This is a genomic window from Acidovorax sp. 94 (genome assembly GCF_003634645.1).
Classification (GTDB): domain Bacteria; phylum Pseudomonadota; class Gammaproteobacteria; order Burkholderiales; family Burkholderiaceae_C; genus Acidovorax; species Acidovorax facilis.
Genome location: NZ_RBJA01000001.1, coordinates 831,454 through 852,909, shown reverse-complemented (window position 1 = coordinate 852,909; position 21,456 = coordinate 831,454). Strand labels below are relative to the sequence as shown.

General features: G+C 62.0%; 21 protein-coding genes and 2 tRNA genes. 14 read left to right on the top strand and 9 right to left on the bottom strand.

The features are described 5' to 3' along the window. Positions 1 to 9 precede the first annotated feature (9 nt). Positions 10 to 825 (top strand): type I methionyl aminopeptidase, encoded by an 816-nt coding sequence (map, locus tag C8C94_RS04065; protein WP_055393799.1) that lies wholly within the window; start codon positions 10 to 12, stop codon positions 823 to 825. Between the two features lie 86 nt (positions 826 to 911). Then, entirely contained in the window at positions 912 to 3,521 is a 2,610-nt protein-coding gene (locus C8C94_RS04060) for a [protein-PII] uridylyltransferase (RefSeq protein WP_121419812.1), read from the top strand. Between the two features lie 189 nt (positions 3,522 to 3,710). Here the strand turns inward: C8C94_RS04060 and def are convergent, their stop codons facing one another. Further along, the gene (gene def, locus C8C94_RS04055; protein ID WP_121422684.1) at positions 3,711 to 4,250 is read right to left on the bottom strand and encodes a peptide deformylase; all 540 of its coding nucleotides are present in this window, start codon (positions 4,248 to 4,250) and stop codon (positions 3,711 to 3,713) included. Between the two features lie 107 nt (positions 4,251 to 4,357). Here def and C8C94_RS04050 point away from each other — a divergent pair, with 107 nt between their 5' ends. The 6 genes from C8C94_RS04050 (at position 4,358) to C8C94_RS04025 (ending at position 7,714) form a co-directional block, all read left to right on the top strand. Further along, positions 4,358 to 4,777, top strand: a complete 420-nt coding sequence (locus C8C94_RS04050; RefSeq protein ID WP_055393793.1) for a YbaN family protein — start codon at positions 4,358 to 4,360, stop codon at positions 4,775 to 4,777. 137 nt (positions 4,778 to 4,914) lie between these two features. Beyond that, a tRNA-Asn gene (locus tag C8C94_RS04045) sits at positions 4,915 to 4,990 on the top strand. Positions 4,991 to 5,042: 52 nt separating this feature from the next. After that, a tRNA-Asn gene (locus C8C94_RS04040) sits at positions 5,043 to 5,118 on the top strand. 198 nt (positions 5,119 to 5,316) lie between these two features. After that, positions 5,317 to 6,072, top strand: coding sequence for a leucyl/phenylalanyl-tRNA--protein transferase (gene aat, locus C8C94_RS04035; protein WP_121419811.1), 756 nt, complete (start codon positions 5,317 to 5,319; stop codon positions 6,070 to 6,072). After that, positions 6,069 to 6,830 carry an arginyltransferase gene (locus C8C94_RS04030; protein ID WP_121419810.1) on the top strand — a complete coding sequence of 254 codons (762 nt, stop codon included), beginning with the start codon at positions 6,069 to 6,071 and terminating at the stop codon, positions 6,828 to 6,830. The genes aat and C8C94_RS04030 overlap by 4 nt, the downstream gene beginning before the upstream one ends. Positions 6,831 to 6,886: 56 nt before the next feature. Next, on the top strand, positions 6,887 to 7,714 hold the full coding sequence (locus C8C94_RS04025; protein WP_055393786.1) for an IclR family transcriptional regulator: 828 nt from the start codon (positions 6,887 to 6,889) through the stop codon (positions 7,712 to 7,714). A gap of 211 nt (positions 7,715 to 7,925) precedes the next feature. On the opposite strand, the gene pbpG is transcribed toward C8C94_RS04025, so the two are convergent. The 6 genes from pbpG to C8C94_RS03995 all read right to left on the bottom strand — a co-directional run bounded on the left by pbpG (position 7,926) and on the right by C8C94_RS03995 (position 15,403). Next, positions 7,926 to 9,002 carry a D-alanyl-D-alanine endopeptidase gene (gene pbpG, locus C8C94_RS04020; protein ID WP_121419809.1) on the bottom strand — a complete coding sequence of 359 codons (1,077 nt, stop codon included), beginning with the start codon at positions 9,000 to 9,002 and terminating at the stop codon, positions 7,926 to 7,928. Positions 9,003 to 9,118: 116 nt separating this feature from the next. After that, the gene (locus C8C94_RS04015; RefSeq protein ID WP_121419808.1) at positions 9,119 to 10,657 is read right to left on the bottom strand and encodes a 2-isopropylmalate synthase; all 1,539 of its coding nucleotides are present in this window, start codon (positions 10,655 to 10,657) and stop codon (positions 9,119 to 9,121) included. 213 nt (positions 10,658 to 10,870) lie between these two features. Beyond that, the gene (gene pssA, locus C8C94_RS04010; protein ID WP_055393781.1) at positions 10,871 to 11,704 is read right to left on the bottom strand and encodes a CDP-diacylglycerol--serine O-phosphatidyltransferase; all 834 of its coding nucleotides are present in this window, start codon (positions 11,702 to 11,704) and stop codon (positions 10,871 to 10,873) included. Positions 11,705 to 11,896: 192 nt separating this feature from the next. Continuing rightward, the gene (ilvC, locus tag C8C94_RS04005) at positions 11,897 to 12,913 is read right to left on the bottom strand and encodes a ketol-acid reductoisomerase (RefSeq protein ID WP_055393779.1); all 1,017 of its coding nucleotides are present in this window, start codon (positions 12,911 to 12,913) and stop codon (positions 11,897 to 11,899) included. 61 nt (positions 12,914 to 12,974) lie between these two features. Beyond that, positions 12,975 to 13,466 carry an acetolactate synthase small subunit gene (gene ilvN, locus C8C94_RS04000; RefSeq protein ID WP_007857867.1) on the bottom strand — a complete coding sequence of 164 codons (492 nt, stop codon included), beginning with the start codon at positions 13,464 to 13,466 and terminating at the stop codon, positions 12,975 to 12,977. A gap of 143 nt (positions 13,467 to 13,609) precedes the next feature. Beyond that, the gene (locus C8C94_RS03995; RefSeq protein WP_121419807.1) at positions 13,610 to 15,403 is read right to left on the bottom strand and encodes an acetolactate synthase 3 catalytic subunit; all 1,794 of its coding nucleotides are present in this window, start codon (positions 15,401 to 15,403) and stop codon (positions 13,610 to 13,612) included. Positions 15,404 to 15,696: 293 nt separating this feature from the next. On the opposite strand from C8C94_RS03995, the gene C8C94_RS03990 reads away from it, so the two are divergent. Genes C8C94_RS03990 through C8C94_RS03965 form a run of 6 tightly spaced genes read left to right on the top strand, consistent with a single transcriptional unit; the run spans position 15,697 to position 19,276 of the window. Beyond that, a complete protein-coding gene (locus C8C94_RS03990; protein WP_121419806.1) occupies positions 15,697 to 16,266 on the top strand; it encodes an RNA polymerase sigma factor in 570 nt (189 codons plus the stop codon). Further along, the gene (locus C8C94_RS03985; protein ID WP_121419805.1) at positions 16,263 to 16,715 is read left to right on the top strand and encodes a DUF3619 family protein; all 453 of its coding nucleotides are present in this window, start codon (positions 16,263 to 16,265) and stop codon (positions 16,713 to 16,715) included. The genes C8C94_RS03990 and C8C94_RS03985 overlap by 4 nt, the downstream gene beginning before the upstream one ends. Before the next feature lie 24 nt (positions 16,716 to 16,739). Next, complete coding sequence (locus tag C8C94_RS03980; RefSeq protein ID WP_121419804.1) at positions 16,740 to 17,630, top strand: DUF3106 domain-containing protein; 891 nt, start codon at positions 16,740 to 16,742, stop codon at positions 17,628 to 17,630. 45 nt (positions 17,631 to 17,675) lie between these two features. Further along, complete coding sequence (locus tag C8C94_RS03975) at positions 17,676 to 18,224, top strand: RDD family protein (protein WP_121419803.1); 549 nt, start codon at positions 17,676 to 17,678, stop codon at positions 18,222 to 18,224. A gap of 55 nt (positions 18,225 to 18,279) precedes the next feature. After that, positions 18,280 to 18,690, top strand: coding sequence for a diacylglycerol kinase (locus C8C94_RS03970; RefSeq protein WP_055393766.1), 411 nt, complete (start codon positions 18,280 to 18,282; stop codon positions 18,688 to 18,690). Next, positions 18,683 to 19,276 (top strand): TIGR00730 family Rossman fold protein, encoded by a 594-nt coding sequence (locus C8C94_RS03965; protein ID WP_121419802.1) that lies wholly within the window; start codon positions 18,683 to 18,685, stop codon positions 19,274 to 19,276. Before C8C94_RS03970 ends, C8C94_RS03965 begins: the two co-directional genes overlap by 8 nt. A 112-nt stretch (positions 19,277 to 19,388) precedes the next feature. On the opposite strand, the gene C8C94_RS03960 is transcribed toward C8C94_RS03965, so the two are convergent. Both C8C94_RS03960 and C8C94_RS03955 read right to left on the bottom strand, forming a co-directional pair. Further along, positions 19,389 to 19,727, bottom strand: coding sequence for a P-II family nitrogen regulator (locus tag C8C94_RS03960; RefSeq protein ID WP_007857855.1), 339 nt, complete (start codon positions 19,725 to 19,727; stop codon positions 19,389 to 19,391). A gap of 56 nt (positions 19,728 to 19,783) precedes the next feature. Further along, a complete protein-coding gene (locus C8C94_RS03955; RefSeq protein WP_121422683.1) occupies positions 19,784 to 21,442 on the bottom strand; it encodes an NAD+ synthase in 1,659 nt (552 codons plus the stop codon). Positions 21,443 to 21,456: the final 14 nt, after the last annotated feature.

The window sequence follows — 21,456 nt, the reverse complement described above, 5'->3', positions numbered from 1 at the left end:
AATCCGGGGATGAGCATCACCATCAAAAGCGCTGAGGACATCGAGGGCATGCGCCTGGCCTGCCGTCTGGCCTCCGAAGTACTGGACTACATCGCCCCCCACATCAAGCCCGGCATCACCACCAAAGAGATCGACCGCCTGGGCGCCGAATGCATGGCCCAGCAGGGCACCATCTCGGCCACCGTGGGCTACCAGCCACCGGGTTATCCACCCTACCCGGCCTCGCTGTGCACCTCGGTCAACCATGTGGTGTGCCACGGCATCCCCAACGACAAGCCTTTGAAGAAGGGTGACATCGTCAATGTGGACGTGACTGTGATCACCAAGGACGGCTGGTATGGCGACAACAGCCGCATGTACCTGATCGGCGAATGCTCGATCGCCGCCAAGCGGCTGTCGGCCATCACGTTTGATGCCATGTGGCACGGCATCGTGCAGGTCAAGCCCGGCGCGCATCTGGGCGACATCGGCCACGCCATCCAGAAGTTTGCCGAAGGCCAGGGCTTTTCCATCGTGCGCGAGTTCTGCGGCCATGGCATTGGCAAAAAATTCCACGAAGAGCCTCAGGTGCTGCACTACGGCCGTCCCGGCACGCTCGAAGAACTGGTGCCCGGCATGGTGTTCACCATCGAGCCCATGATCAACGCTGGCCGCCGCGAGGTAAAAGACTTTGGTAACGACGGTTGGACCATCGTGACCAAGGACCACAGCCTGTCAGCCCAGTGGGAGCACACGGTGCTGGTTACCGAAACAGGCTATGAAGTCATGACGCTGTCGGCAGGCTCGCCGCCGCTCCCGGCGTTTGTGACCGCGACCAAGACCTGACCCGCTCGCCGGCCCCTGCCAGCCGGCTCGCACAACTCTTGCATGGCTTTTTGCATGGCCCTTCTTCAGCGCGACCTTCGACGACCATGACCAAAATCCATGCCCTGCCTGAAGTGCACGTCCTGCGGGACGCCTACCGCAGCGACAAAGCGGCGCTGCTGGCCGCCATGAAAGCGACGGGGGCCTCCACACGCGGCATCCGGGTGCTGCTGCGCAAGCTGTCCACCCTGGCAGGCAACCTGCTGCAAACGCTGTGGCAGCGCGCCGAACTGCCTGCCGACATGGCCCTGGTGGCGGTGGGCGGTTTCGGGCGCGACCAGCTCTTTCCTTATTCGGATGTGGATGTACTGCTGCTGATGCCCGATGGTGCGGCGCCCGAGGCGGGCAGCGCACTGCGCACCCAGCTCGAAGGTTTCATCGGCAGCTGCTGGGATGCGGGGCTGGAGATTGGCTCCAGCGTGCGCACGGTGGCCGAATGCCTGGCCGAAAGTGCGGGCGATGTCACCGTGCAGACCTCCCTCCTTGAATCACGCCTCGTGTGCGGCAACGCAGCGCTGTTTGAAGACTTCCAGCGACAGTACCGCGCGCAGATGAATCCCCAGGCGTTTCTGGTGGCCAAGACACTGGAGATGCGCCAGCGCCACAACAAGTACGAGAACACGCCCTATTCGCTGGAACCCAACTGCAAGGAGTCTCCTGGGGGGCTGCGCGACCTGCAGATGATCTTGTGGGTCTCCCAGGCGGCGGGGCTGGGCCGCAACTGGAAAGAGCTGGCCGCCAGCGGCATGGCCACCGCGTTCGAGGTGCGCCAGATCGAGCGCAACGAGGCGGTGCTGTGCCTCATCCGTGCGCGCCTGCATGCCGCCGCTGGGCGGCATGAAGACCGGTTGGTGTTTGACCTGCAGACCGCCGTGGCCGAGTCGTTTGGCTACCGCTCACAGGCGCCCGACGGATCGCGGCTGCCCATGCGCGCCAGCGAGAGCCTCATGCGGCGCTACTACTGGGCGGCCAAGGCTGTATCGCAGCTCAGCCAGATCCTGCTGCTGAACATCGAAGAGCGCCTGAATCCCTCGACGCACGAGCCGCGCCCCATCAACGAGCGCTTCTTCGAAAAGGCTGGGCTCATCGAGGTGGCCAGCGATGACCTTTACACGCGCGACCCACACGCCATCCTCGAAACCTTTTTGCTCTACCAGACCACGGTGGGCCTGAAAGACCTGTCAGCCCGCACCTTGCGTGCGCTGTACAACGCACGCGGCGTGATGGATGGCGCTTTCCGCCGCGACCCGGTCAACCGCGACAACTTCATGCGCATCCTGCGGCAGCCGTCGGGCATTACGCATGCCATGCGGCTGATGAACCAGACCTCGGTGCTGGGCCGCTACCTGTGGGCGTTTCGCGGCATCGTCGGCCAGATGCAGCACGACCTGTTCCACGTGTACACGGTGGACCAGCACATCCTGATGGTGTTGCGCAATGTGCGGCGCTTCTTCATGGCCGAGCATGCGCACGAGTACCCCTTTTGCTCGCAGCTGGCTGGCGGCTGGGACAAGCCGTGGATCCTGTACATCGCCGCACTCTTCCATGACATTGGCAAAGGCCGTGGGGGCGACCACTCGCAGATCGGTGCCGTGGAAGTGCGCCGCTTTTGCCGCCAGCACGGCGTCGCCCGCGAGGACGCAAAACTCGTCGAATTCCTGGTCAGCGAACACCTGTCGATGAGCCGCATCGCCCAAAAGGAAGACCTGAGCGATCCCGACGTGATCGCCGCGTTCGCACAGCGCGTGGGCAACGAACGCTATCTCACCGCGCTGTATCTGCTCACCGTGGCCGACATCCGTGGCACCAGTCCCAAGGTGTGGAATGCGTGGAAGGGCAAACTGCTGGAAGACCTGTACCGCGCCACGCTGCGCACCCTGGGCGGCCGGGCGCCCGACGCTGCCGCCGAAATCGAGGCCCGCAAGCGCGAGGCGCTGGTGCTGCTGGCCCTGAGCGCCCTGCCCTTCGAGGCACACAAGGCTCTCTGGGCCACACTGGACGTGAGCTATTTCATGCGGCACGAGGCCGCCGACATCGCCTGGCACACGCGCCATCTGTCGCGCCATGTCGGCACGGCAAAGCCTGTGGTGCGCGCGCGCCAGTCGCTAGCGGGCGACGGGCTGCAGGTGATGGTGTATGCGGCCGACCAGGCCGATCTGTTTGCGCGCATCTGCGGATACTTCGACCGCGCGGGGTTTTCCATCCTGGATGCCCGCGTGCACACCGCGAACAACGGCTATGCCCTCGACACCTTCCAGGTGGTGGCCTCATCGCAGCCGGGGCACTACCGGGAGCTGACGCACATGGTCGAAAGCGATCTGGTGCGTGTAATCGAGGCCGGTGGCCCGCTGCCCGAGCCCGCCCGCAAGCGGGTCTCGCGCCGGGTCAAGAGTTTTCCGGTGGCGCCGCGCGTCACCCTGCGACCCGACGAAAAGGCCCAGCGCTGGCTGCTGGCCATCTCGGCCAGCGACCGGGCGGGCCTGCTCTACCTGGTGGCCCGTATCCTGGCGCAGCACCACCTGAGCGTGCAACTGGCCAAGGTCAGCACCTTGGGGGAGCGGGTGGAAGACACCTTCCTGATCCAGGGCCCCGAGCTGCAGAACAACGCCCGCCAGATCGAGATCGAGACCGAGCTGCTGCGCGAACTGTCCGCGTGAGCCACGCCCGAAAAAATGCTCTCTTTTTAATAGCTACCAGCGCTTTACCAGAAAGCGCTAGCGGCATTTTTTTGATATATGAAACCCTGATCAGCTTCAGCAACCACGCGTACGAAGCCCTCACCCACAGCAAGATCTATCCCGGTGCGGGTACACCGGTGACAGATGCGTGCCTGGCAGGCGGAGGCATCAGTCGTCCTCGTTGGCGCTGATCTCCGGGAACAGCACTTCGGTAAAGCCAAACTGCGTGAAATCGCGCACCCGCATGGGGTAGAGCTTGCCGATGAGGTGGTCGCATTCGTGCTGCACCACCCGGGCATGAAACCCTTCCACCGTGCGGTCGATCGGGTCGCCATACGGATCAAACCCGGTATAGCGAATGCGCGACCAGCGGGGCACCTTGCCGCGCAACCCTGGCACCGAAAGGCAACCTTCCCAGTCCTCGTCCTCCTCATCACCAAGGGGCGTGATGACCGGGTTGAGCAAGACGGTGGGAGGGACCACGGGCCGGTCCGGATAGCGTGGATTGCGCTCGCCAGACCCAAAAATCACGAGCTGCAGATCCACGCCAATCTGCGGCGCGGCAAGCCCCGCGCCGTTGACAGACTGCATGGTCTCGAACATGTCGCGCACCAGAAGGTGAAGCGCATCGGTATCGAATTCAGTGACAGGCTGGGCAACACGCAGCAGGCGCGGATCGCCCATCTTCAGGATGGTGTGGATGGTCATCGAAGGTGCATTCAGGTCAAGAGAAGAAAGCGGCACATGCGCTGCTGCGGCAGCATAGCGCGTGCGCACGCCCAGGCGCCGCCGCCGGGGCATTCACAATAACGGACATGCCCCAGCCCCCCACCGAGTCCCACGAAGACGCCGCGCCGCCACTGCGCACCCTGCCCTGGCCCGTGCGCTGGCTGCTGCTCGCATTTGCCGTGCTGTGCCTGGTCATGGGCATCATCGGTGTGATCGTTCCCGGACTGCCGACCACGGTGTTCATCCTCATGGCGGCCTGGGCCGCAGCCCGCAGCTCGCCACGGCTTTACCGCTGGCTATGGAACCACCGCTTGTTCGGCCCCCTGCTTCGCAACTGGGCCCAGGGCGGCAAGGTCAGCCGACGGGCCAAGTGGAGCGCCACACTGCTCATGGCGCTGAGCGGCATCGTGCTGTTCGCCACGGGCACCCGGCCGTGGGTGGTGGGTATCGCCATCACCTCCATGGTTTGCGTGGCAGCCTGGCTGTGGCACCGCCCCGAGCCCTGAAGCTCACCCTTCCCCTCACCGGAGTAGTGAAAGTGGACCGTCATTCGCACACCTCGGCACGCGACCGCAACACCACGCAAGAACCCGGCGTCAAATCTTCGGAGCCCCAATTTTTATGTATATAATCTAAGTCTTGTTCCTCGATAGCTCAGTCGGTAGAGCGCCGGACTGTTAATCCGTAGGTCCCTGGTTCGAGCCCAGGTCGAGGAGCCAAGAATTTTGCAGGCCCTGCATGTGTACGCGGGGCCTTTTACATACCGATCATTCCTCGATAGCTCAGTCGGTAGAGCGCCGGACTGTTAATCCGTAGGTCCCTGGTTCGAGCCCAGGTCGAGGAGCCAGCCAAGAAGCCCGCCATGTTCACGCATGGTGGGCTTTTTCATTCATACGCCTCAAGAAAATCCACCACCCCTGTGCCTGCCTGACAATACAGTTCTTTGTCATGACTTGCGCAAAACTGGCCCAGCCAAGCGGCTCATCCCAAGGCGAGGCGGCCGTTGCACCCCGATTTGCGCAAGTCCTATTTGTATTGCAACCCCATGCCCCCGCAACTGCCTTGGCTGGAGCTTGAAGATCCGCTACCCGACCCTGCGAAAGCATGGGGACCCGACGACCCCGCCCCCGGACTCCTGGCTGCCGGTGGCACGCTGGATGTAGCGCATCTGCGAGCGGCGTATGCCCAGGGCACTTTCCCCTGGTACGGCCCGGGGCAACCCATCCTGTGGTGGGCTCCCGATCCACGCATGGTCTTGCCCGTGGCGAACTTCCGACTCCATCGCTCGCTTCGCAGGACCCTGCAGGCATTCCGAGCGAATACAGCCTGCGAGATCCGCATAGACCACAACTTCCTGGAAGTGATCACGGCCTGCGCTACCAAGGAGCGCGACGGGCAGGCTGGCACCTGGATCGTGCCCGAGATGGTTGAAGCCTACACCCGCCTCCATGCAGCGGGCAGTGCTCATAGCGTTGAAACCTGGATCGATGGAAAACTGGCAGGCGGCCTGTATTGCGTCGCACTGGGGCAGGCAGTGTTCGGTGAATCGATGTTCGCCCACGCTACCGATGCATCGAAAATCGCGCTTGCAGCCCTGGTGGCCTTGTGCCGCCGCCAGGGTGTGGCAATGATTGATTGCCAACAGAACACCCGGCACCTGGCCTCATTGGGAGCCCACGAAATCTCGCGAGCCCAGTTCCTGTCTCACATACAAAACGCACTGGACCAGCCCGCCCTCTCGTGGTCGTTTGAACCCGTATACTGGAACGAGCTGCTGCCCTCCACGGCGCCCACGGCATGACGCAACTCAATGACCTACCACTGCAGACCCTGCAGTTCTACGCGACAGCCCCTTACCCCTGCAGTTATCTGCCGGACAGGCAGGCACGGTCGCAGGTCGCCACGCCCAGCCACCTGATCCAGAGCGATGTGTATTCCGATCTCGTGGCCAAGGGGTTTCGCCGCAGTGGCATGTTCACTTACCGCCCCTATTGCGATGGCTGCCAGGCCTGCACCCCCTTGCGCGTGCTGGTGAACGAGTTTCAGCCGGATCGGAGCCAGCGGCGCGCTACCGTGCGGCACGGCAATCTGCAGGCGCGGGTATTGCGCCTGTGTTTTGTACCCGAGCACTATCAGCTGTACCTGCGCTACCAGAACGGCCGCCATGCGGGCGGCGGCATGGACCATGACAGCATCGACCAATACACGCAGTTTCTGCTGCAAAGCCGGGTGAATTCACGTCTGGTGGAGTTCCGCGAAACAGATGGCATAACAGGAGAGCCCGGCGCGCTCAAGATGGTGTCCATCCTCGACGTGCTCGACGACGGGCTTTCGGCGGTCTACACCTTCTACGAACCCGAGCCACATTGCAGCTACGGCACCTACAACGTGATGTGGCAGATTGCCCAGGCACGCTCCCTGGAGTTGCCCCATGTGTACCTGGGCTACTGGATCGAGGCCAGCCCCAAGATGAACTACAAGGCGCGCTTTCACCCCCACGAGATCCGGACCGATGGCCAGTGGCATCGCTCCAGCCCAGGCGCGAATCAGAGCGCGTGAATGCAGGCTCGCATTTCACAAGATAAAATGCTGCGGCCGTCACTGCATCGCCGTCCATGAAAAAAAACGATCCCAGCATCCCCGTCAAACCCAGCGTTCAGGTGCTTGAGCGCATGTTTACGCTGATCGATGTTCTGGCGTCACGCGAAGAGGCGATATCTCTCAAGGAAATCAGCGAGAAAACAGGGCTGCACCCGTCCACCACGCACCGCATCCTGAACGACCTCACGATTGGCCGTTTCGTGGATCGGCCAGAATCGGGCAGCTACCGACTGGGCATGCGCCTGCTGGAACTGGGCAACCTCGTAAAAGCGCGCCTGAGCGTGCGCGATGCCGCCCTGACCCCGATGCGCAATCTTCACAAGCTGATCCAGCAGCCCGTCAATCTGAGCATGCGCCAGGGCGACGAGATTGTGTATGTCGAACGTGCCTACAGTGAACGCTCCGGCATGCAGGTGGTGCGCGCCATTGGCGGACGGGCCCCTCTGCACCTTACCTCCACAGGCAAGCTCTTTCTGGCCCTGGACGACCCCCAGCGCGTGCGGGCCTACGCCACCCGAACCGGTCTGGCCGGACACACCCGCAACAGCATCACCCAATTGCCCATCCTGGAGCGCGAACTCGCCAAAGCACGCCAGTACGGTATTGCCCGCGACAACGAAGAGCTGGAACTGGGCGTGCGCTGCATGGCCGCTGGCGTCTACGATGACCAAGGCAAGCTGGTAGCCGGACTGTCCATATCAGCACCCGCTGATCGACTGGACGAAGGATGGCTTCCCAAGCTCCAAGCCACGGCCAACGAAATTTCTCTGGCTCTGGGTCACACACCCAGCATGGAAGCGTCGGCATCCGGTGATGCGGGTTTGCGTCCGGGACTTCGCTGAGCCTCGGGACACAACAGCTACCGCAGCCGCAGCCGCAGCCGCAGCCGGGCCTGATCCTTGAAAAAAAACCGACTCGGGCAGTGATGCCCGGTCGGCCGGTGGATCCATCAAATCAGCGCACAAGGCAGTCGGCACGAAATCCCGCCGACGCTACCAGCACCAAATGCTTGGCGCACCAGGGAAGGATGTACAAGCTACAGGATTAGCTGCCTCACCCATTGGACCCTGCACGGGCCTGCAAAGGCGCCGTCAATGACGGCATCGACTCCACCCAATGGCGCACACGCTCAGCATCACCCAGGCGGCTGAATTTGCCCGCCGAGTCCAGAAACACCATGATGAGCTTGCGCCCAGCGATCTGGGTTTGCATCACCAGGCAGCGCCCTGCTTCCGAGATGTAGCCGGTTTTCTGGAGGCCAATGTCCCAGGTGGGGTTTTTTACCAGCCCATTGGTGTTGTTGTACTGCAATGTTTTGGGACCCACTGCCACCTCATATCCCGGTGACGTGGACAGTTCGCGCAGCAGGGGATCACCATGCGCCACATTCACCAGGGTAGCCAGGTCACGTGCACTGGACTGGTTGCGGCTGGAAAGGCCGGTTGGCTCAACATAACGGGTATCGGTCATGCCGAGCAGGCGGGCCTTGACATTCATCTGCACAACAAACGCTTCGAGGCCACCAGGGTACGTACGACCCAGCGCATGCGCTGCGCGGTTCTCGCTGGACATGAGCGCCAGGTGCAGCATCTCGCCCCGGGTCAACGTAGAGCCCACGGTCAGGCGCGAGCGGCTGCCTTTTTCGGTATCAACGTCATCCTGAGTGATCGTAACGGGCTCATCCATCGGCAGCTTGGCCTGGGAAATCAGCAAGCCCGTCATGAGCTTGGTCAGGGACGCAATGGGAAGCACGGCCTGATCATTCTTGCTGAGTAGGACTTCATGTGTGTCCTGGTCGATGACGAGTGCGACGCTGGACTTCAGGTCCAGCGGATCACTCACCTCATGCAGCCCCGCCATTTGCCCGAACGACTGCTTGGCAGGCACAAAGGCCACACGGGTCGGCGCCTTGGCGGTCTTGGCCGTGACACGCACGGCCCGGGTATTGGTAGCGACCTTGCGGGCCGGAGCAGCGCGCTTGGCATTGGCCGAACTGGCTTGCTGCTTTTTGGCTGGCGCCTTGGAGCGCTCACCTGAGTGCGCAATCGGCACAACCAGCGCCGTACTGACGACGACAAAGCCCAAAAGCTGGAAAAAACGGGTCACTGCGGCGCGGTGGCGATGGTGCATCAAAGTGCTCCAAACGGTAATAAGTGTTGAGCAGTGTACAGAATCAAAAAAAGTCGCGCAAGATCAATACCTTGCGCGACTTTCCAAGAAAGTGAATGAAATTATAAATTGATCATTCAACCCTGTGCAGCCACCCGGTCAGCTTTACTTTGTAACTTGTTCAGCGCACTCAGATAGGCCTTGGCCGAAGCGACCACGATATCGGGGTCTGCTCCCACGCCGTTGACCACGCGGCCACTGTTCTGCAGGCGCACGGTGACCTCGCCTTGACTCTCTGTCGAGCCGCTGATGGCATTCACCGAGTACAGCACCATCTCCGCACCACTCTTCACATGCGATTCGATGGCCTTGAGTGAAGCATCCACAGGGCCGTTTCCTTCGGACTCGCCCCGCACCTCCTGGCCATCTACCGTAAAGACGATGCGTGCCCGGGGGTGCTCACCCGTTTCGCTCTGCTGGAACAGAGAGACAAAGCCATATTGCTCCCTTTCACTAGTCACGCTCTCATCACTCACCAGTGCCAGGATGTCCTCGTCAAAAATCTCGCTCTTGCGATCGGCCAGTTCCTTGAAACGCGTGAAAGCGGTGTTGACTTCGGTTTCACTGTCCAGGCTCACACCCAGTTCCTGAAGGCGCTGCTTGAAGGCGTTGCGGCCGCTGAGCTTGCCCAACACGATCTTGTTGGCGCTCCAGCCCACATCCTCGGCACGCATGATTTCGTAGGTATCGCGCGCCTTGAGCACGCCATCCTGGTGGATACCACTGGCGTGCGCAAAGGCATTGGCCCCCACCACGGCCTTGTTCGGCTGCACCACGAACCCCGTGGTCTGACTGACCATTCGGCTGGCCGCAACGATGTGCTGGGTATCAATGTTGAGATCGAGGTTGAAATAGTCGCGGCGGGTCTTGACCGCCATCACCACCTCTTCCAGCGAGCAATTCCCTGCCCGCTCGCCCAGTCCATTGATCGTGCATTCCACTTGGCGCGCGCCGCCAATCTTCACACCAGCCAGCGAATTGGCCACGGCCATGCCGAGGTCGTTGTGGCAGTGCACGGACCAGATGGCCTTGTCGCTGTTGGGAATGCGCTCGCGCAGGGTCTTGATGAAGTTGCCGTACAGCTCGGGGATGGCATAGCCCACGGTGTCGGGCACATTGATGGTCGTGGCACCCTCGGCGATCACAGCTTCGAGCACGCGGCACAGGAAGTCTGGGTCGCTGCGGTAGCCATCTTCGGGGCTGAACTCAATATCTCCCACCAGGTTGCGCGCAAAACGCACCGACTGCTTGGCCTGCTCCAGCACTTGCTCTGGCGTCATGCGCAGCTTCTTTTCCATGTGCAGCGGGCTGGTGGCAATGAACGTATGGATGCGCGCGCTGTTCGCCCCTGCAAGCGCTTCTGCTGCGCGGGAAATGTCGCGGTCATTGGCGCGCGACAGCGAGCAGATGGTGGACTCCCTGATGGCATTGGCTATCGCCTGCACCGCCTCGAAATCTCCGTTCGAGCTGGCCGCAAAACCGGCTTCGATCACGTCCACCTTCAGGCGCTCCAGCTGGCGGGCAATGCGCAGCTTCTCATCCTTGGTCATCGAGGCGCCGGGGGACTGCTCGCCATCGCGCAAGGTCGTGTCGAAAATGATGAGTTTGTCAGCCATGTTGTTTCTCCTGATACTGGTGGGGTGGAATTGGCCCGCAACACTAAAAATCTGGCGCCCAAAACAAAAGGCCCGTTGCGGGTGCATACGGGCCTTTGTGGAAAAAGTGTGCGCGTGCGCCTACTGTCTCCGCCCGTAGGGAGGTAGCAGTAGAGCCAGTGCAAACGAATTCATGCGGTGCAATGTAGCACAACTGGCCAGACATCATTCCAATCACTTGTGCAGTCCACGTTCGTCCGGTTCGTCCGTCGAGGTGCTGATCACGCTGCTGTGCTGTCCTTTGGCCTTGCGCCAGGCGTACACGCCGTAACCGCTCAGGCCGTAGAACACGAACACACCAAACAGCACGATGGGCGGGTGGATGTTGATGATGGCAATGCCCAGCGCGATCAACACAATGGCTGCAAAAGGCACGCTCTTTTTCATCTGCACATCCTTGAAGCTGTAGAACGGCACATTGGTCACCATGGTGAGCCCCGCGTACAGCGTGAATGCGAACATGATCCAGGTCGTCTGACTCCAGGTCAGCCAGTGGTCTTCACCAGGATGCACGCCCAGCTCGGTCATCAGCCAGATGAACCCCGCCACCAAAGCTGCAGCGGCTGGCGAAGGCAGCCCCTGAAAATAGCGCTTGTCCACCACGCCGGTATTCACATTGAAGCGCGCCAGGCGAAGCGCGGCACAGGCGCAGTACACAAATGCGGCAATCCAGCCCCAGCGGCCCAGCCCCTGGAGGGACCACTCATAGGCGATCAGGGCAGGCGCCGCTCCAAAGGACACCATGTCGGAGAGCGAATCCATCTGCTCGCCAAACGCGCTCTGGGTATTGGTCATGCGCGCTACCCGGCCATCAAGACTGTCGAGCACCATCGCACAAAAAACGCCCACGGCCGCCATGTCGAAACGGCCATTCATGGCCATCACGATCGAATAGAAGCCCCCAAACAATGCCGCCAGCGTGAACAGGTTGGGCAGGATGTAGATGCCCTTGCGCCGTTTGCGCACCATCACACCGGGGTTGTCGGTGGATTCATTGCCGTCATGCATTAAATTGACCTCCAGCGCTTGCCCATATTGCGTGAGCAGCTATTAAATTTATAGTATCCGGCAACTCCCGCTGCACAGACAGATCGCCGCGCGCCATCAAGGCGAAGGTCGCAGTGTAGCGCCTGCCAACAGGACCGACCGCCAACGAAAAAGGCCACCGAAGTGGCCTCGTGATGCTCCAGCGATGGAGAATCAGTTGCGGGTCTGATCGACCAGCTTGTTCTTGGCGATCCAAGGCATCATGGCGCGCAGTTGGCCGCCTACCTTTTCGATGCTGTGGTCGGCCGTGTTGCGGCGACGGGCTGTCATCGATGGGTAGTTCAGACGGCCTTCCTGGATGAACATCTTGGCGTAGTCGCCGTTCTGGATGCGCTTCAAGGCATTGCGCATGGCGGCGCGCGACTGCTCGTTGATCACTTCGGGGCCGGTCACGTACTCGCCGTACTCGGCGTTGTTCGAGATCGAGTAGTTCATGTTGGCAATGCCACCTTCGTAGATCAGGTCCACGATGAGCTTGAGCTCGTGCAGGCACTCGAAGTAGGCCATTTCAGGGGCGTAGCCAGCTTCAACCAGGGTTTCGTAACCCATCTTGATCAGCTCGACGGCACCGCCGCACAACACGGCTTGTTCGCCGAACAGGTCGGTCTCGGTTTCTTCCTTGAAGTTGGTCTCGATGATGCCGGCCTTGCCGCCGCCGTTGGCAGCTGCGTAGCTCAGGGCCAGGTCACGGGCCTTGCCGGACTTGTCCTGGTGCACAGCGACCAGGTGGGGCACGCCGCCGCCTTGGGTGTAGGTGTTGCGCACGGTGTGGCCAGGGGCCTTGGGCGCCACCATCCAAACGTCCAGGTCAGCGCGGGGCACGACCTGGTTGTAGTGCACGTTGAAGCCGTGGGCGAAGGCCAGCGAGGCGCCTTGCTTGATGTTGGGCTCGACGTTGTTCTTGTAGACGGCTGCGATGTCTTCGTCAGGCAGCAGGATCATGACCACGTCAGCAGATTTGACGGCGTCGTTGACTTCCAGAACCGTCAGGCCAGCCTTGCCGACCTTGTCCCACGATGCACCGCCCTTGCGCAGGCCGACCACTACCTTCACGCCACTGTCGTTCAGGTTTTGTGCGTGGGCATGGCCCTGCGAGCCGTAGCCGATGATGGCCACGGTCTTGCCTTTGATCAGGCTCAGGTCGGTGTCTTTGTCGTAGAAAACTTTCATGGGTCGCTCCGGTTGAAATGCGTTGTTGGGGGTTGAAATGGGAAAAACGGGGTGAATTGTCTTACACGCGCAAGATGCGCTCGCCGCGGCCGATGCCACTGGCACCCGTACGTACGGTTTCCAAGATGGCGGTGCGGTCAATGGCCTGCAGAAAAGCGTCGTTCTTCGACTGGTCGCCGGTCAGCTCAATCGTGTAGCTCTTCTCGGTCACGTCGATGATGCGACCACGGAAGATGTCGGCCATGCGCTTCATCTCCTCGCGCTCCTTGCCCACCGCGCGCACCTTCACCATCATGAGCTCGCGCTCGGTGTAGGCACCTTCGGTGAGATCCACCACCTTCACGACCTCAATGAGGCGGTTCAGGTGCTTGGTGATCTGTTCGATCACATCGTCGGAGCCCGTGGTCTGGATCGTCATGCGCGAGAGCGATGGATCCTCAGTGGGCGCCACGGTGAGCGATTCGATGTTGTAACCACGGGCAGAAAACAGGCCTACAACGCGCGACAGCGCACCGGGTTCGTTTTCCAGCAGAACGGCAATGATGTGTTTCATAGGTGCAGATTCCTCTTTTCGCTGCCCTCCCCCGTGCACGGTAATGCACAGGCTTGGCAGGCAATAGATTCGTCAAAAAAGTGAATGCTATCTATTCGATAGCTGGTAGCGCTTGATGAACAAGCGCTGGAGGCCGATTTGGCTTAAAGATCTTCCGACCCCAGCAGCATCTCGGTAATGCCCTTGCCGGCCTGGACCATCGGGAACACGTTCTCGGTGGGGTCGGTGCGGAAGTCCATGAACACGGTGCGGTCCTTGAGCTTGCGGGCTTCACGCAGAGCAGGCTCTACGTCCTTGGGGCTCTCGATCAACATGCCCACATGGCCGTACGCCTCTGCCAGCTTCACGAAGTTGGGCAGCGCGTCCATGTAGCTGTGGCTGTAGCGGCCGGAGTATTCGATCTCTTGCCACTGCCGCACCATGCCCAGGTAGCGGTTGTTCAGCGAGCAGATCTTGATCGGCGTGTTGTACTGCAGGCAGGTGGACAGCTCCTGGATGTTCATCTGCACCGAGCCTTCGCCAGTGATACAGAACACCTCGGACTGCGGCTTTGCCAGCTTGATGCCCATGGCGTACGGGATGCCCACGCCCATGGTGCCCAGGCCGCCAGAGTTGATCCAGCGGCGTGGCTCGTCAAAGCGGTAGTACTGCGCGGCCCACATCTGGTGCTGGCCCACGTCGGACGTGATGTAGGTGTCCGCGTCCTTGGTCATGTTCCACAGCGTTTCGACCACGTACTGGGGCTTGATGACGTCTGGGCTGCCCATGCTGTACTTGAGGCAGTCGCGCTTGCGCCAGCCTTCAATGGTGTCCCACCAGGCGGCCAGAGCACCCGAGTCAGGGCGCGTGCTGCTCTCGCGGATCATGGAGATCAGCTCGGTGAGCACGTCCTTGACGTCGCCGACGATCGGGATATCGACCTTCACGCGCTTGGAAATGCTCGACGGGTCAATATCAACGTGGATGATCTTGCGGTCGTTCTGCGCAAAGTGCTTGGGGTTGCCGATCACGCGGTCATCAAAACGCGCGCCCACAGCCAGCAGCACGTCGCAGTTCTGCATGGCGTTGTTGGCCTCGATGGTGCCGTGCATGCCCAGCATGCCCAGGAACTTGCGGTCCGATGCGGGGTATGCACCCAGGCCCATCAGCGTGTTGGTGACCGGGTAGCCCAGCATGTCCACCAGCGTGCGCAACTCATTGGTGGCATTGCCCAGCAGCACGCCACCGCCGGTGTAGATGTAGGGACGCTTGGCCGCCAGCAGGAGTTGCAGCGCCTTGCGAATCTGACCACCATGGCCCTTGCGCACAGGGTTGTACGAGCGCATTTCCACGCTTTGTGGATAGCCGCTGTACGGCACCTTCTTGAAGGACACGTCCTTGGGCACATCCACCACCACGGGGCCGGGACGGCCGGTGCGGGCAATGTGGAAGGCCTTCTTCATCGTCATGGCCAGATCGCGCGGGTCCTTGACGAGGAAATTGTGTTTGACGATGGGGCGGGTAATACCGACCGTGTCGCACTCCTGGAAGGCATCCAGCCCGATAGCGGGCGTGGGCACCTGGCCGGAAATGATCACCATCGGGATGCTGTCCATGTACGCCGTAGCGATACCGGTCACTGCGTTGGTGAGACCTGGACCGGATGTGACCAGTGCAACGCCCACTTCACCCGTGGCACGTGCGTAGCCGTCAGCAGCATGCACGGCAGCCTGCTCATGGCGCACCAGCACGTGCTGGATAGTGTCTTGTTTGTAGAGCGCGTCGTAGATGTAGAGAACTGCACCGCCGGGATAGCCCCAGATGTACTGGACGTTCTCAGCCTGAAGCGACTTGATGAGGATCTCGGAACCCATGAGGTCCTGAGCAGCGGAAGCGGAGGGAGTGTTGCCCTGCGAAGCAGCGGCCGCTGAAGAGATTTCAGCCTTGGAGATTTCCATGATCGATCAACCTTTGTGAATTTCTCTGACGAAAAACCTTGGGTGCTCCTTGCACGCGCTCTTGTGAAGCCAGCTTGGAACTTGAGGCCAAGGACATGGGCGGGATGATTGCCGCGCCGGACCGTGACCCGTTTGCCTTTGAATTGCAGTGGCGATTATCGCACTGCAACACATGTAAAACTGCCATCCCCCGAAAAAAACCCCGGCGGATGCGATAATCAAAGGCTCCACGTGCCGGATAGCCACATTTTTGTGAACTCACCGGCACCGATCCCCTCCCGGGCTGACCCGTCTTGGCAACCGAACGAGAACTCTCCGACTTCCTCAAAAGTGTAGAAAAGCGCGCATTCAAGCGCTCGGTCTACCACGTTCGCAATGAGGAAGCGGCGCTCGACATCGTGCAGGACAGCATGCTCAAGCTGGCAGAGCACTATGGTGACAAGCCGGCGGCTGAGCTGCCCATGCTCTACCAGCGCATACTTTCCAACTGCACGCTAGACTGGTTTCGCCGCCAGAAAACCCGCAATGCACTGTTTTCGAGCATGAGCGACTTTGAAGGTCCCGGCGAAGATGGCATGGATTTTGATCTGCTTGAAGCGTATTCAGGCCCGGAAAATGGGGAACGGGCTGAGAGCGCCGAGGATCTGACCCGGCGGGCGCAGATCTTTCACGGGATCGAAGCCGAGATTGCCGAGCTGCCCCCACGTCAACGGGAAGCGTTCCTGATGCGTTACTGGGAAGAAATGGATGTAGCAGAAACGGCAGCCGCCATGGGCTGCTCCGAAGGCAGCGTCAAAACGCACTGTTTTCGTGCCATACAAACCCTCAGCAAGGCACTGAAGGCCAAAGGAATCGAGCCATGAACACTGTACAGACCCCACCGACACAGGCAGAAGCTGCGGCAGAGCGCTTTGCACTGCGCGTCACGGCGCGCTTGTCCAGCGGCACCGACGAATTGCCTTACGACATTTCCGAACGGCTGCGCGCCTCGCGCATGCAAGCCCTTGCCAAGCGCAAGAAAGACACCGTGCCGGTGCGTCTGGCGGCACCCGTTGTGGTGCATGCGGGTGGCAGTGCCACGCTGGGCCGTGGCGGCAACGAGGGTGGCGGCTGGTGGAATGCACTGGTGTCTGCCGTTCCGCTGATGGCACTGGTGGTGGGGCTGGTGGTCATCAACATTGCCCAGGACGAAAGCAGCGCCAATGACCTGGCCGAAGTCGATGCAGCCCTTTTGACCGACGATTTGCCGCCAGCAGCCTACGCTGACCCTGGCTTCGTACAATTCCTCAAAACCTCTGCCCCGTCGAACTGAGCCCCGCCCCCGACCGCGTACTGCATGCACCCAAGTTCACCCGACGCTTCCCCTGCCCTGCCAGCCTTCGTGCTGGCTTTGGCGCTCTTGGGCGTGCTCGCAGCGGTGGGTGGCCAGGTGCTGGTACAGATGCGCATGGCACCCGGCACCCTGCTGCCTGCGGGGGCTGAAGCTGCGGTTGCCAGCCCCAACAATGCCCGCACGTCCACCCGGCCTGGCACCATGGCAGTGCCACAGGTCGAGACCGGCCCGGGCTGGGAAACCCTGACCACGCCCCAGAAACTGGCGCTGTACCCACTGGCAGAGCGCTGGGCACTCATCAGCGAAGCGCAAAAGCGCCGCTGGCTTGCGCTGGCCGCCAATTTCTCGGCGCTTCCTGAAGAAGAACAGGCCAAATTTCATGACCGCATGACAGACTGGGCCAGCCTGAGCGCACAGCAGCGCAACCAGGCCCGGCTGAACTATGCAGTCACCAACCGGCTTGCCCGCGACGACAAACGCGCCCAGTGGGAGGCCTACCAGGCGCTATCCGACGAGGAAAAACGTGCGCTGGCTGCGCGTGCCGCCCCCAAGCCCAAGGGCGCCGCCACGGCCTTGCGCCCCGTGTCGCCCAAGAAGCTGGCCCAGGTTCCTGCGGCCACGCAGGCCAACCCCAGCCGCCCCAACGCACCGAAGATTCCGCCCGTGCTCGACCACAGCGCCCCCCGTGTGGCGGCACCGGTCACCCCCACGGCGCCCCCGGCGACCGGCGTGCCCACGCAAAATCCGGCCTCCAACGTGGTCGAGACTGCCCCCGTCTCGATTCCGGTGGCAGTACCAGCAGCACTCCCCCCTCTGGGCGCAGGTTCCGCAGAAACACCTGCGACAACAGCGCCCATGGTCACTCCCGACAACTCGGGCCTGTATCCTCAGTAGTCCCGTCGCTGGCCGACACTCTCCGCCTTGCTTTCGCCCTCTGGAATGACCGCCACCCCTCCCGCCCCAGCACCGCAGGCATCCCTCTCTGCAAAGACCTCTTCCGCCGCCCTCGGCCCCACGCCCAATTTGTGGCGCCGCATGGCCTGCTGGCTGTATGAGGGCATGCTCATGTTCGGGGTGGTCTTCATTGCAGGCTACCTGTTCGGCACCCTGAGCCAAACCCGCCACGCCCTGGACAATCGGCACGCCCTGCAGGCCTTTCTGTTTGTGGTGTTTGGCATTTACTTCACCTGGTTCTGGGCCAAAGGCCAGACCCTGGCTCAAAAGACCTGGCTCATCCGTGTGGTGGACACCGCCGGGCAACCCATCACCCAGGCGCGTGCGCTGCTGCGCTACCTGCTGAGCTGGGTGTGGTTCCTGCCGCCCTTGGCAGCCTATCTGTTGGGGGTCTCGGCCGTTGAAGTGCTGGTGCTGCTGTTCGGCTGGGTTGCCATCTGGGCCATCCTGAGCCGCTTTCATCCAGAGCGGCAGTTCTGGCACGACGCCCTGGCAGGCACGCGCCTGGTGCACTTCGAGCTTCCGAAAAAGTAGTACCCGCGCGCGGGCTGCAACGCCCGCTGTCATGCGGCTGCGACACAATATCCCCATGCCCCTGTCCCCACCTGAGTCCTCCGCGCCTGCCAACCCCCAGAAGGCCCGCACGGGCTTGAACCGCATCTGGCACGCTGCGGGTTACTCCATCGAAGGCCTTCGCGCAGGCTGGAACGAAAAGGCATTCCGCCAGGAAGCCATTGCCGCCATGGTGCTGCTGCCCGCGTCTCTCTGGCTGGGGCAAAGCTGGGTAGAAACCGCGCTGCTGGCAGGCTCGGTGGTGATCGTGATGATCGTGGAGCTGCTCAACACCGGCATCGAAACCGCCATCGACCGCATCGGCCCCGAGTGGCACGACCTTTCCAAACGCGCCAAGGACATGGGCAGCGCTGCCGTGCTGCTGGCCTTGCTGCTGTGCGCGGGCATCTGGGGTGCAGCGGTTTTTCAGAGGATTTTCCATGGCTGAACCGACTTTTTCCGTGTGTGTGTATTGCGGCTCGCGACCTGGCGAGAACGCGGCCTTTGCCGACGCTGCCAAAGCGGTGGGCCAATGGATTGGCCAGCACGGCGGCCAGCTGGTGTATGGCGGCGGCCGCAGCGGCCTCATGGGTACGGTGGCCGAAGCCACTCGGCTTGCGGGCGGGCGCGTGGTGGGCGTGATTCCCCAGGCGCTGGTCGATAAAGAGCTGGCCAACCGCCAATGCGACGAGCTGCACATCGTGCAGACCATGCACGAACGCAAGGCCATGATGGCCGAGCGCAGCGATGCCTTTTTGGCCCTGCCCGGCGGTATCGGCACCTTTGAAGAACTGTTTGAAGTGTGGACCTGGCGCCAGCTGGGCTACCACGACAAGCCCCTGGGCCTGCTCAATGTGGCCGGCTACTACGATGGCCTGCTGGGCTTTCTGCAGACCAGCGTGGCCAGCGGCTTCATGGGCGAATGGCAGATGGACCTGCTGCACGCCTCTACCGATGCCGAGGCACTGCTGCGCACGCTGGTGCAAGACGCCGGCCCCGACCAAGCGCCCGTCCCGCTGCGCTCGGTGATCTAAAGGCCTTCAAAAACTGGCGCAGCGCAAGGCCAGTGCCACCGTGGAACTGGCTTTGCCAGGCCACTGGTGGCATCCCCCTCAGGGGGAAGGCGCGAAGCGACTCAGGGGGAGCTTACACAGCCGCGTCGTCCAGATCCCCAGTACGGATACGCACCACACGCTCCACGGCCGTCACAAAAATCTTGCCGTCGCCAATCTTGCCGGTGCGGGCCACATTCACGATGGCGTCCACGCAGCGGTCCACGTCCTCGGTTTTCACGACAACCTCGACCTTGACCTTGGGCAGGAAGTCCACCACGTACTCGGCGCCACGGTACAGCTCGGTGTGGCCCTTTTGACGGCCAAAACCCTTCACCTCGGTCACGGTGAGACCGGTCACGCCACACTCGGCCAGGGCTTCGCGGACTTCTTCGAGCTTGAAGGGCTTGATGACGGCGGTGATCATTTTCATGGCGGGTCTCCTGGAGGATGTAAAAAAATGGGGGCTGAAAGCGCAGCGCCGAAGCGTCACGCCCTGAATTTGCTGGTGATAGGGTAACGCCAGTCCTTGCCAAAGCTGCGGCGCGTGACGCGAATCCCTACCGGCGCCTGGCGGCGCTTGTACTCGTTGAGCTTGATGAGGCGCGTGACACGCTCCACATCGGCACGTTCAAAGCCGCTGGCGATGATGGACTCGATGGGCTCGTCGTTCTCCATGTAGCGCGCCACGATGGCGTCCAGCACTTCGTAGGGCGGCAGGCTGTCCTGGTCTTTCTGGTCGGGCCGCAGCTCGGCGCTGGGCGGGCGCGTGATGATGCGCTCTGGGATCGGACTGGCGCCCGTGCCATACGGGTCGTTGGCGTTGCGCCAGCGGGCCAGGTCGAACACGCGGGTCTTGGCCACGTCCTTGATCACTGCGAAGCCCCCTGCCATGTCACCGTACAGCGTGCAGTAGCCCGTGGACATCTCGCTCTTGTTACCCGTGGTGAGCACGATGGAGCCGAACTTGTTGGACAGCGCCATGAGCAGCGTGCCCCGGATGCGCGCCTGCAGGTTTTCTTCGGTCGTGTCTTCGGGCAGCCCTGCAAAATCGCTGGCCAGTGCGGCCTTGAAGGCCTCGAACTGCGGCTTGATGGAGATCTCGTCGTAGCGCACGCCCAGGCGCTCGGCCATGTCGCGCGCGTCGATCCAGCTGATGTCGGCCGTGTAGGGCGAAGGCATCATCACCGTGCGCACCTTGTCGGCCCCCAGCGCATCCACGGCAATCGCCAGCACCAGGGCCGAATCGATGCCCCCCGACAGCCCGAGCAGCGCGCCAGGGAAGCCGTTCTTGCCCACATAGTCGCGCACGCCCAGCACCAGGGCATCCCACAGGTCAGCCTCCAGGCTTTTCTCTGGAGCTACGTCTGCTTCAATTTTTATAGCATTTTGCGCTTGATGGACCTGCGCAAACACCAGTTTTTCTTCAAAACCCGGCCCCCTGCAGGCCACCGAGCCATCGGCGTTGAGCGCGAACGAGCGGCCTTCAAACACCACCTCATCCTGCCCGCCGACCAGGTGCGCGTACACCAGCGGCAAACCCGTCTCGGCCACACGCTCGCGCATGGTGGCTTCGCGCTCGGCGCTCTTGCCCAGGTGGAAAGGCGATGCATTGATCACCGCCAGCATTTGTGCCCCCGCTGCTGCGGCATCGCGTGCAGGGGTGGCAAACCACGCGTCTTCGCACACCAGCACCCCCACGCGCACGCCTTCCACCTCGAAGATGCAAGGCTTGTCGCCCGCCACAAAGTAGCGGCGCTCGTCAAACACCTGGTAGTTGGGCAGTTCGCGCTTGGCATAGGTCTGCTCGATCTGCCCATCGCGCAGCACGCTGGCGGCATTGAAGCAAGCGCTGAACGCCGGAGCGTCGGGCGCCACGGCCTGCGGGTGGCCCAGCACAATGGCCAGGCCTTTCAACCCCGCAGTCTCGCGGGCCACGGTTTTCACGGCATCATCACAGGCCGCAATGAAGGCGGGGCGCAGAAACAGGTCTTCGGCCGCATAGCCGCAAATCGCCAGCTCAGGCGTCAGCAACAAGCGGGCGCCCTGGGCATACGCCTCGCGGGCCGCCGCAATGATCTTTTGGGCGTTGCCGGGCATGTCGCCCACAACAAAGTTGAGCTGCGCAGTGCAAATGGAGAGCGTCATGGAACTGGAATCGG